The 12745-nt window shown below is 36.9% G+C and carries 7 protein-coding genes and 1 pseudogene; all 8 read left to right on the top strand.

Annotated features, from left to right (window positions below):
- Positions 1-3: 3 nt before the first annotated feature.
- The 8 genes and pseudogenes from K348_RS0116570 to K348_RS0116525 all read left to right on the top strand — a co-directional run bounded on the left by K348_RS0116570 (position 4) and on the right by K348_RS0116525 (position 12745).
- Positions 4-714 carry a helix-turn-helix domain-containing protein gene (locus K348_RS0116570; RefSeq protein ID WP_369793901.1) on the top strand — a complete coding sequence of 237 codons (711 nt, stop codon included), beginning with the start codon at positions 4-6 and terminating at the stop codon, positions 712-714.
- Between the two features lie 1345 nt (positions 715-2059).
- The gene (locus tag K348_RS18580; RefSeq protein WP_051697975.1) at positions 2060-3196 is read left to right on the top strand and encodes a T9SS type A sorting domain-containing protein; all 1137 of its coding nucleotides are present in this window, start codon (positions 2060-2062) and stop codon (positions 3194-3196) included.
- A 12-nt stretch (positions 3197-3208) separates the two neighbouring features.
- The gene (locus tag K348_RS0116555) at positions 3209-6793 is read left to right on the top strand and encodes a hypothetical protein (protein ID WP_029906660.1); all 3585 of its coding nucleotides are present in this window, start codon (positions 3209-3211) and stop codon (positions 6791-6793) included.
- Between the two features lie 11 nt (positions 6794-6804).
- Complete coding sequence (locus K348_RS0116550) at positions 6805-10104, top strand: DUF6443 domain-containing protein (protein WP_051697972.1); 3300 nt, start codon at positions 6805-6807, stop codon at positions 10102-10104.
- Between the two features lie 311 nt (positions 10105-10415).
- Positions 10416-10611: pseudogene (locus K348_RS19585) on the top strand (RHS repeat-associated core domain-containing protein); the annotation flags it as partial.
- A gap of 664 nt (positions 10612-11275) precedes the next feature.
- A complete protein-coding gene (locus tag K348_RS0116535; RefSeq protein WP_029906656.1) occupies positions 11276-11566 on the top strand; it encodes a hypothetical protein in 291 nt (96 codons plus the stop codon).
- A gap of 94 nt (positions 11567-11660) precedes the next feature.
- Positions 11661-12341, top strand: coding sequence for an RHS repeat domain-containing protein (locus K348_RS18880; RefSeq protein ID WP_051697969.1), 681 nt, complete (start codon positions 11661-11663; stop codon positions 12339-12341).
- Positions 12317-12745: a hypothetical protein gene (locus tag K348_RS0116525; RefSeq protein WP_156032908.1), complete on the top strand. Its 429-nt coding sequence runs from the start codon at positions 12317-12319 to the stop codon at positions 12743-12745. Before K348_RS18880 ends, K348_RS0116525 begins: the two co-directional genes overlap by 25 nt.

Below are 12745 nucleotides of genomic sequence, written 5' to 3'. Positions count from 1 at the left end.
TTTATAGCAGACTCTCTGTCCGACGATTATATTATAAAGAAGGCTGTAAACGGGATCGAGGCGCAGAAAGTAATAGCATCTGTAAATATAGATATAATTGTCAGTGATGTCATGATGCCCGAAATGGATGGTTTCGAATTGTGTGAATACATAAAATCATCTGCAGAATACAATCACATTATATTCATCCTGCTTACTGCCCGTAACGATCTTGATAGTAAGATCAAAGGCTTAAAGCTTGGTAGCGATGCGTATATAGAAAAACCTTTTTCGCCCAGTTACCTCAAAACCTCTATTGCATCTTTGATAAACAACCGGCAGAGAGAACTTGAAATATTCAAGAAAAAACCTTTCCTGCCGATGATGGACAGTAATATAGGCAAAGGAGATAATGAATTTATAGGTAAAGTTGTTGAAGTAATCAATGAAAATATCGCAGATCCTAATTTCAATGTCGAGCAGCTTGCAGAAGCTTTATTGATGAGCAGATCAAACTTTCACCGCCGGATAAAAACTATAACCGATAAGCCACCGCTTGACTTAATACGCCTTATAAGAATGCAAAAGGCTGCACAACTTATCCACGAAGGAAAATTCAGAATCAATGAAATATGCTATTTGGTAGGAATAACAACCCCATCCTATTTTATCAGGCTGTTTCAGCAACATTATGGAATGACACCTAAAGAGTACGAAATGCAACGTAATAATTAATTATCTGAATTAATTATTACTACATCTTGCTTGACGCAGAGAATATCCAAAAAGAAAACTTCCGAATTCACAAATAACATTCTTGTAGGGCCTAATGCCATAATAGCATACAATTATTATTTATAAACTGGAAGACTGTTAAATAAATACGATGTGTTGTCATCTATATTCTACAGATATTGTAGCAGACTATAAAAATGGATTGATCTACGACTGTCAAACCGGAGATGTTTTAGACCTTAATCTAATTCTTAGTGGATATTACGAAGATTTTAACAACGGAAGAACCAGGTCAGTTATTTGGCTCTCTCGAATCATTAAGATGAACTTATCATAAGTTATTGAATGCGTCCTGCTGACTTTTTACCAATGCTGAATTATGTTAAAAATGGTCGTGTAACCAATATCTTACCAATTAAAGAAGATACTCAATTAAGTATATACACCTCTTCTTCTATTACTTTCGATGGAAAAATTGTTGTTGCTCTGCTAGTTTCAACTATTTTACCAAAGATCGCAACGTACAGCTTGTATTTACAGATTACCATAGGTAACTCACTGTTAAACATGAGTTTATTGAAAACATTATGATCAAGATTATTCCTGTAGTTGATGGGAAACTCTTTTTAATCATACAGGGAACCGCATTTTTGATTTGCGATCAAGTTGGTTACTGACTACTATAGATGAAAAGGTAGTAAAATCTTACAAAGCGTCTGAAGGATATCGTCATAACAAAAAAAGCATGTCTCAAATATGTCTTCTAGGTTTATTTCTGCAATAATACACTTAAACTATATCATAATTTTTCGGTCTTCAGCATCCAAGGTACAAAATTGGATATAAATCAAAAAGACGCAGCAACCTATTATCAGGAAAAAGTAATATTTCAACAAAATTTGTGACTCCTAGAGATTATTTATGGGCTTTAAAAGAGTTAATTTATTAATATGCTAAAGATATTCGAAAATGAAAAAAATATAAGTTATATATTTATTCTTGTATTTTCTTTGAGCTTTGCGCTATCATTTTCTGCAATGAGTGAATAAAAAGGTTTTGCAAATGGTGGTCAAATATCTTATACCGGAAAAATAGATTCGGTAGTTATATTTTCCGGAAACGAATATATATATTAGAAGACTGATTCATATATGTTAGAAGACTGATTCATATATGTTACACAACATATGGGATTATCTTGCTTATTTAAATCCGTTAGCATTATTTTGCATTTTTTAATAAAATGTTGGAGACTTTATTTATCTATATCATGAATCACTAATGTATCCGAATCACTTCAACAGAAGAATAAGCAATACTAAAAACATTTAATATAATTAACCTAATGAAAAGAACATTATTGATTCCATTTATGGTTATCGTCTTTTTATTGCCGTGCTCAGGGCAACTGAATAGAGACCACAACCATCTTCGCGCAGGAGACATACTGATCAAGCAACAAGTCGAATTTAAAGATTCTGGAAAGCCCGGCAAAAATATTACCTGGGATTTCAGTAAACTCAAAACAATAAATGATCAATACACCCTTGCTTATTCCCTTCCGCCGATTGAGGGAGACAGTGTTTATATACTGGGTGATGCCCTATATAATAAAAAGGATGTACAGGACAATGAACTGATAGTCGGTACGGAACACAATACCATGTATTATTATAGAATCAGCGGAAATTCCCTGTTGCAAACAGGACATGAGAATCCTGCCGTGGAACTGGCATACTTAAAGCCTATGGTATTAATGACTTATCCATTAAATTACGGACAGTCAATGCGATCTGAATATACATCGGAAGGTCTTTATTCGGGAACTGTCAGAATCAGAACGAAAGGTACAGTAACTACCACAGCCGATGCCTATGGGAAAGTCATACTTCCATCGGGAGATTCATTAAGCCCTGTATTAAGAGTAAAGACAGTGCAGACTATACTCGATGACAGCCTTGACATCCAGGGTAAGGCATTGGAGACCTGCCGTTGGTATAGTAAAGGTTATCGTTATCCGGTATTCGAGACGGTAAGGAATATCAATTTAGCAGATAGTACGGAGATATTCAGTACAGCATTTTTCTATCCGCCACAAGACCATCTGTATCTGGATACTGATCCTGAGAATCTAGCTTTACTCGAAGAGATGTGGAATATGGAACAGAAAGATAAACACCAGTCGGAATTACAGAAAACGGATGCAAAGACTGTAAAGCTGGAAGATATTATGGATTGCCGTATCTATCCTAACCCAGTGGAATCAATTATGAACCTGGAGTATGAATTGAAAGAAAATGCCAATGTATCTTTCGAATTATACTCGATGGACGGGATGCCAGTCAGGAAAACAAAGGTGCAAAGACAATCTGCAGGGACTCACCATCAGACTATCGACTGCTCGGCTTTGCATTCCAGGAATTATGTACTCAAGATTACGGCTAATGGTGTGGCTGTGAATCAAGTGATTATTAAGAAGTAAAATACATATACTATGAAAAAAGTAATAATTATAATTTTAATAAGCCTCATTTCAATCCAAAATTATGCACAAGACTGGAATAGTGAATTGAGTATGCACTCTCAATTCACAAAAACCCCCGAAGCAACAATGTTGGATCGTTTTCAAAATTATCCGGTAAGTAACAGTGTGGGTATTCCTGATATCAATATACCCCTATACACAATCAAAGTAGGAGATTTGGAATTGCCTATCAGCTTATCTTATCACCTCGGAGGACATAAAGTAAACGATATAGCTACATGGGTCGGGCTGGGTTGGAATCTGAATGTAGGAGGTATGGTCAGCCGTCAGATAAAAGGAATTCATGATGAAGAAAAATCTTATGGTTTTCTTAATAGTCCGGAATTGTCATTCAATGCAATATCAGGGGGAAAGATTACGGGTAAAGTCCCGTTCAAAGAGGAAATTTTTAACAAAATGAATGATTATGGCGAACAGGGATTTCTAAATATTAATGGATATCTCGAACAACTTGCGGATGAGGTTCATGATATGGGTTCAGATATATATACTTATAGTATGAATGACCTTTCCGGCTCTTTTGTATACGATATGGACAGGAATTTGGTAAATATCCCTTACTCCGATAACAAAATAGAGAGAAATCTGACAAATAATACTTTTACTATTACTAATCCTAACGGAACTATATATAATTTCTCGGATAAAGAAGAATTGTATCTACCCGATAAAAGAGTGAAAATAGGGATTCAGGCTGTTTCAAACTGGAAAATATCAACCATAACTTCATCTAGTTCATCCAATTCAATAAAATTTACCTATGGTAATCCTATAGGATATAAGGTCTATAATCGATCAGCTACTTTGAGCGCAGGGTATAGATCAGACGGAAGTGGGTATGAAGGAGGCGGAAGTAATTATAGTTTTTCTTATACAGAATTTTATGAAAGAAGCTTAACAAAAATAGACTTTGATAACGGTTCTATAGAATTTATCTTAAATTCTACAGAAAGGCAAGACAAAAAAGGACATTATAGTCTAAGAGCAATAGTAGTAAAGGATAAAAATGGGACAGAAATCAAAAGAGTCGGGTTTAACTATTCATATTTCCAAAGTTCGAATACTTCTACAGAAGATGCAAATTACAGGCTTAAACTTGAGTCTATAGAAATTAGTGGTAGCAGAGGAGGTACACCCATTAAATACAAATTTTCTTATAATGAGGATCGTTTACCTGCCCGGTGTTCAGATCAACCATCATTATTTTCATTAGGGCAAGATCTGTGGGGCTATTATAATGGAGTGAAGACTAATCGACATTTGGTAGGAAAAATATCCGGAATTGATTTGGAGAATTATGGTCCTTTCCTTCAAAATAATTTAGCAGACAGAACTTCCTCAGAAAGTTATATGCAGTCGTGGACACTTACAAAAATAGATTATCCAACGGGAGGTTATACAGAATTTTTTACGGAAGCCAATAGGGATAAGGATAATAAAATTGTAGGAGGCCTCAGGATTGCCAAAATGATATCGAAGCCTGATGCGAAATCAAGTCCTGTAACAACCGTATATACCTATGAAGATCCACACTATATGAAGTTATCTAATGATAATAAAGATTATGAATCATATAAATACAGGGTATATATTGGACTTAAAGGATTGATGGAGAATCAATTTACAAATCATCCCAGATACTATTTTACTGAAGAACCCTTTTCCGGATTATTTTTCAATCAGGGAAGCCCTGTTTTTTACAAGAAAGTTATAAAAAAAGAACAAGGGCAGGGTAAAGCGGAATATACCTATAGTAATCCATATATTTACAGGCAGGTGATTAGTGCAAATCCTACAACAGGGCAAACATATGTAACTCCAAGATATCCATATATTGAAAATTTGCAGTCATGGGTAATGGGCAAATTAGAACGGGAAGCCTTTTATAAAGAAAGCGAAAGTAAACCATTTAAAACTATAGATTATATATATAGAGTTGACCATAAAAAAAGAGTTATCATCGGGAAGCATGTCTATCGGAGGCATATTATTAATTATCCTCTTAATGGAGTATTGACCCATGCCAGCGGCCTTTTTGATATATTCTGGGAAGAGTATGAAACCGGATTTTATAAATTAGCAGAAACCGTTGAAACTATGGATGGAGTAAGTACCAGCACTAAGTATCAATATGGTAAAGTAAATACAACTACGGCCAGCAATATACAATTGACCCAGAAAGACGAAACTGTTAATAATAAGACTATCACTCACGAGTATAAATATCCCCGGGATTTTACTGATGCCGTTTCAAAAGAGATGGTTAAGAAAAACATGGTAAATGTATTACTTGAAAATATAACTAAAACGGGAAACACTCATCTTTCTACCCAAAAAAGAACTTTCGCAAAGTTTGGGAACTTTTATAAGCCTGCTACAGAACAATCTAAAAAAGCCACAAGTGGAACCTTCACGACAGATATTACATATGATTTATATGACAAAAGAGGAAACCTGCGGCAATATACTATGCCAGACGGGTTAGTTACAACTCTTTTATGGAGCTACAACGGACAATATCCTGTTGCGGAAATAAAAAATGCAGATTTCAAAACGAATATTGCAAATCTGATAGGAGAAAGCAGGATCGACAACATGCTTAACAGCACAACAATCAGCCAGCAGGAAAACGGATTAATAAACCTTCTGAGAGAAGGCCTTCCTGCCAGTTATATTACAACATATACCCACACGCCTCTTATAGGTGTATCAACTGTTACATCTCCTTCGGGAATAACCACATATTACGATTATGATCAATACGGTAGGCTTGTAAAGACCTATACAACAGAAGAAAACAAGGCAGTAGCAATCAATTCATTTTCATATCAATATGTTGATGGAGCTGGATGGTCTTCCACAGCCTTTATAGCTCCAAAGCCAAATTTAAATACATCTAAAGAAATCAAGTCTGTAATAATTCCGGAAACCTCCTCTGCCTATAAGGCTGCTTCTACCTTTACTGTAAAAATTGACGGAGGATCAGGTTATTATGATTATGAATGGTCGATAGGCGGAAGTATAAAGAGCAGAACCTCTGATTATAAGCATACGGCTCAGGACTTTAATAGTTTTACGCTGACTTGTAAGGTTACTGACCAGATATCAGGAGTGACAAAAACAACTTCTAAAACTATAAAAATAGACCCTTATGTTTTAAAATTTGAGGACAGGCAATATTCGACAGATTCCAGGGAAGGAGTGGGAACTATAAAAGCTAAAATATGGTCTCCTGTAGATGCCACTATTACTATCAGGTCTACATTTCTCAGAGCATCTGAAAGAAGAGAACCTATTAGGGCGACATTCTATATGCCTCCTTATTCGTATGAGCAAAATGATACGTGTGGCGCTGAATGTAAAAATGAAAGAACTATTACATTGAAGGCCGGAGATAATTATGCTACTATTCAGATTTTTAAAGGCACTCATATTTATCAGGGTTCGTCCAGGGCGGAAATTCAGATAATTAGTACTTCGACATCTTCTGTAACCATACCCAAGACACCCGACGTATTAAGCTTAATTTATTAAAACTATAAAATATGAAAAGATATATTTTATTTATAATATTAAATAGTTGTTTGAGTACTTTATGCTATTCTCAGACATTTAATGATAATTATATAATCAGTAAGACCTACACCGATGCCTCCGGTACACAGTCATTGGATGTCATCCAATACTTTGACGGATTGGGCCGACCTGTTCAGACCGTACAAAAAGGTATAACTCCGTCAAAAGCCGACCTTGTCACCTATCAGCAATACGACGCTACCGGAAGGGAGGCCAGCAGTTGGCTGCCTGCCGTAGCCTCCGGAAATAACGGTGCCTTCATACCGTTTGCTACCTATAAGACGAAAGCTATGACCACCTACAACAACGATTCGGCCTATAGCCGTCCGGTATATGAACCCTCCCCGCTAAATCGTGTACTGGAACAATACGGTCCGGGGAAAGACTGGTATACAGGTAAGAAAGCCGTCAAGACCGAATATACCACAAATAACCGGACAAGCACAGGAGCCTATACTGGCGCTCTTAGTTGTATGAACCTGCAAATAGAAGGTACCACAATCAAGAATAAAGAATACTATGCCGACGGAAGCCTTTACGTCACCAGGATGACCGATGAGAACGGCAATGAATCTTATGAATTCAAAGACAAGCAGGGACAGGTAATCCTTACCCGGCAGGTCAGTGGAGGCCGCTCGCATGCCACCTACTATGTATACGATGATTACGGTAACCTGCGCTATGTGATCCCTCCTAAGGCATCCGACCTCTACGACCTGAGGTCTTCCATATCGGAAAGCCAGACAGATGCCGCTGCCCTTATCTATATCTATAAATACGACAACCGCAACCGTTGCATATGGAAAAAACTGCCAGGCTGCGAACCGGTCTATTATGTCTACGACAGAGCGGATCGTTTGATATTAAGTCAGGATGGCGAACAACGTAACAGGAAAACAGGTGATAAATCGGAATGGACATTCAATAAATATGATGCCTTTGGAAGACTGATAATGTCTGGTATATACTGGACCGCGTCGGCTCATAGTGCCCTTCAGACAGCATATGCAGGGATTGCTGTCAAAGAATCACCGGGAAGCGGCAACTACGGGTACACATGGAATACGTTCCCGGATGTTGCTGTCAATGACGTATTGCTTATTAATTACTATGATGATTATGAGATGATGCTGAAGACGAATTCTTATTATAAGACAAATCTGGATTATAATGCAGAAACGGGCTATGGCACACGGTATTCCAATGCCAAAGGACTACTGGTGGGAACACGGGTAAAACTGATAGGCCCGGACGGTAAATCAAACAATACAATAGAAGGGCAAATCGTTACCGCCATGTATTATGACGACCGGGGCAGGCTGATTCAGACCAAATCGACAAATCACTTGTCAGGTGGATTGGAAAAGGAATACATCGCCTATAATTTCACAGGGCAGCCCACACAGAGAAAACATGTCCATTCTGCAACAGGAAAAACTACGGTAACGGAAATCTATAAATACACATACGACCATGCCGGACGGCTGACCAAGACTACCCATAAATTTAATTCATTGGCAGAAACTGTTATTGCCGAAAACACTTATGACGAACTGGGCAGGCTCAAGACCAACAAGAAGAACGGACAGGCCAACCTGACAACTACCTATGGGTATAATATACGCTCGTGGACGAAATCGATTACAAGCCCGTTATTCAGCCAGACATTGTATTACAATGAATCTTACGGGGGAAGTGCCAAACAATATAACGGCAATATATCAGCGATGAACTGGAAAGTGCAGGGGGAAACCACTCCTAGGGGTTATGCTTTTACATATGATAACCTGTCGAGATTAACTGTAGCATATTATTTGTATAACGGCTCTGTCGTCAATAGTTTTAATGCCTCATACGAATATGATAAACATGGTAATATGACCACATTAAAACGCAGAGGGCGAACAAGTGCCACACAGGCAGGAGAACTGATAGATAACCTGACGCTGACTTATAACGGCAACCAGCTGACCAAGGCGGAAGATGCCATAGGTACAATCAGCCTTGCCGAATCGGCCGACTTCAAAAACTACAGCAATGTAGCCGTCGAGTATACCTACAATAAAAACGGTGCGATGACCAAAGATTTGAATAAAGGGATAACCGATATTCAATATAATTCTTTAAATTTACCCAGACAGATGGATATTAAGAGTCCCGTTGCAGAGGCAAGGAACGAATATACCTATTCTGTTGGTGGTCAGAAGCTGAAAGTGGTGCAGAAATGGAACCCGGGTTATAATACCGCTCCTGTTATCGGTTCGGGAATAAATGTAAGTTCATTGACCCAAAGTAAGACTACCGACTATGTAGGCAATATCATCTATGAGAACAACTCTCTGAAAAGAGTTTTAGTGGACGGGGGATACATTGAAAGCAATACATACCACTTTTTCCTAACCGATCATCTTGGAAATAACCGTGTTGTAGCCAATGCTAGTGGAACCGTAATACAGAAGAACCATTATTACCCTTTCGGTACTGCTTTTGCAGAGAATACCGTAAGCGAGCAGGGTAAACAGCCGTACAAGTACAACGGCAAGGAATTGGATCAGATGCATGGGTTGAATATGTATGATTATTCTGCTAGGTTTTATGAGCCAAGTATAGGTAGGTTTAGTACGATAGATCCCAAAGCGGAGAAGTATTATAGTATCAGTCCGTATGCGTATGTGGCGAATAATCCATTGAAATTTATTGACCCAACAGGGATGGCCCTGGATTCTGTAATAGTAAATGTAGAAACTACAGGTACAGGACATACTTGGATTACAGTTGGAGAAAATGATAAAAAAACAACTTATTCGTATGAACCTGAGAGTAGAAGAAATATAAAATCAAAAGGAAATTTAATAGTCAAAACAGGAAGACATGCCCAATCTTATGAAAAGGGTAAGAAAAAAGAAACTTCGGTGAGTTCTTATGTGGTTAAAGATGTAACAGATGAAGATATGATTAAAACTATGGATGAGATAATTTCGAATAATACAAATAAAAAAGAGGGAGCAGGATCAAACGAAGAGGGGAGGACGGATATATATGACGTAGAAGGCTATAACTTCTTTATATTTAATTGTACAACATTTACTTCTGATGCGTTAAACACTGCTGGCTCTAAAATTCTAGAAAATAAGAATATGTATATCTTTGGTGGCCTTAAAACTGAAAATGACAGATTTGTGATACCTCATTCTTTTAAAAACTTTCTAGATCGTAAGTCAAATATAAATTCAAACATTATTACTAAAATTTATCCGATGAGAAAATGAAAAAGATTATATATTTATACATTTTTATATCAATCATTTTTGGAATTTTTACTTTATATCAGTATATAATTGAACATATTCAATTAAAATATGGTTCAGATGATTTTAATTCAATTGGAGAAAATCCTTATGATGTAATAAAGACCCAAAGTAATGATATAATTAATTACTTATATTTTGTAGGTATTTACGTAATTATTAGTATAATTATAGCCATATACATACTACGAAAAGCAAAAGACAAAATCTATGTTTAGAAATTATAATTGTATTTGCGTTCGGCTTTTGCAGTTGTGACAGGTGCGGATACCCAGCCCTACAAGTACAATGATAAGGAACTGGATCAGATGCATGGATTGAATATGTATGATTACAGCGCGAGGTTTTACGAGCCGGTTATAGGTAGGTTTAGTACGGTTGATCCATTGGCGGAAAAATACTACTCTATCAGTCCATATGTGTATGTGGCTAACAATCCATTGAAGTTCATTGACCCTACAGGCAAATCATATGAGTGGCCCCCTTTGGGTGCTAGTCGAGATTATTATCGACAAGCAGCTTCCTGTAGCTACACAGACAAAACCATAAGGGATAATGCGCATGTTTTCCAAGAAAAGGCACTATCTTTTACGGATGTCAACGATGCAACGGTTTTAACAACAACTGTAACAAGAAAGGGCAATGCTGTAAATGTGGATGGAACTCCAGCGGGAATCTCTGATATTGGCTTTGCTGCATTAGGTACAATTCTGCCTGCAGTTAGTGGGGCAGCGGTGAAAGCTGGTTTTAAAGCTTTAGGGGAAGCGCTCGGGATAGGAAAAGGTATAGGAAAAGGAGTGAAAGGTGCTGATGATGTGACAACTGTTTATCGTGCTGTCTCAGGGGCTGAAGCTGCCGATATCGCGGAAAATGGTTTTAGAAATATTCAAGGTTCATATGAAACTGGGAAATTATTTGCTCCAACAATAGAAGAAGCGGTTCAATTTGGAAAGAATAATTTTAAATTTGACGGAATTCCCAATTCTATCATGAAAGTAGAAGTACCTAATAGTGTAATGAAAGATGCTTATAAATTTAATGCTGATGGAATGAATGCAATTTCTATACAAAAAGATCAATTGCATTTATTAAAAGGAACTCCATTACCATATAGTCCTCTAAAATAAGAATTATGATTAAAATTAAAGCTGAAATTTTATTATATAAAGATGGCAGAACAACCCCATTTATAAGTGGATATAGACCTGCATTTGATTTTATACCAGGCGCAAAGACTTCTGGAAAGATTGAATTAATTGATTGTTCACATTTATATCCTGGACAAAGAGCAGAAGTATTTATATATTTTTTGACTAATAAATATTTAGGTGAAGATTTTTCCGAAGGCAATTTTTTTACTTTTGGAGAAGGAGGACCTCCATTAGGAGAAGGAATTATTACTGAAATTATCTCTTTAGCTTAGGAAAAGTGAGATAATGGGCTAAATTAGGAAATATACTCCCGTTGCAGAGGCAAGGAACGATTATACCTATTCTATTGGTGGTCAGAAGCTGAAAGTGGTTCAGAAATGGAATCCGGGTTATAATACAGCTCCTGTTATCGGTTCAGGGATAAATGTAAGTTCATTGACCCAAAGTAAGACCACTGACTATGTAGGAAATATCATCTATGAGAACAACGCACTGAAAAGAGTTTTAGTGGACGGAGGATATATTGAAAATAATACATACCACTTTTTCCTGACCGATCATTTAGGCAATAACCGTGTTGTAGCTAATGCCAGTGGAACGATCATACAGAAGAACCATTATTATCCGTTTGGTAGTGCCTTTGCAGAGAACTCAACAACAGAACAAGGCAAGCAGCCGTACAAGTATAACGGTAAGGAACTGGATCAGATGCATGGGTTGAATATGTATGATTACAGTGCAAGGTTTTATGATTCGGGTATAGGTAGGTTTAGTACGGTTGATCCATTAGCAGAAGAATTTTACTCTTGGTCGCCGTATGTATACTGCTATAATAATCCTATTAAGTTTATTGATCCAACAGGAATGGACACAATATATGCTTATAAAAATGGAGTAGAATTCGATAGAGTAAAATCAGATGGAGATGATGTTACAATATATGGGCCGGAACAAGATACCGAAATAACTGGTTTTCATATAAAAAAGATTGGAGATGATAATGGGCAGGTAAGAGAATCAATTTGTCTGGTTTTTGGGGATTTTTAGGTTATCATGTATTGGGGATAGGTAATACGCATACTGATGAAAATGGTGGAAAATGGAATGTCAATAGAGATGGCTATATTACTGGATTAAGACCTATTATGGGTACGCCACCATCAGTAGGTCCAATAAGAAATCTCAATGTTGCGCCAAGGGTAATTAATACTCTGTCGGCGCATTCTATTAATCAAGCATTAACAAGAGGCTTTAAAACAAAAGACATTGCCGATATAGTAAAAACGGGAACAGCAAATTTACGAAGAAGTCGTTTTGGTAATCCTCAATGGCATTATTCAAAAAATGGTAATACTGTAGTTGTTGATGCTACTAAAAATAGAATTATTACGATTTTCAGTAATAATCCTGGTACACGAAATGGTTTAGGTGCTGGAAATATTAATTTTTAA

This window comes from Prevotella sp. 10(H) (assembly GCF_000711235.1).
GTDB lineage: Bacteria > Bacteroidota > Bacteroidia > Bacteroidales > Dysgonomonadaceae > Dysgonomonas.
The sequence above is the reverse complement of the archived record's forward strand: the minus strand, read 5'-3'. Positions and strand labels throughout refer to the sequence as shown.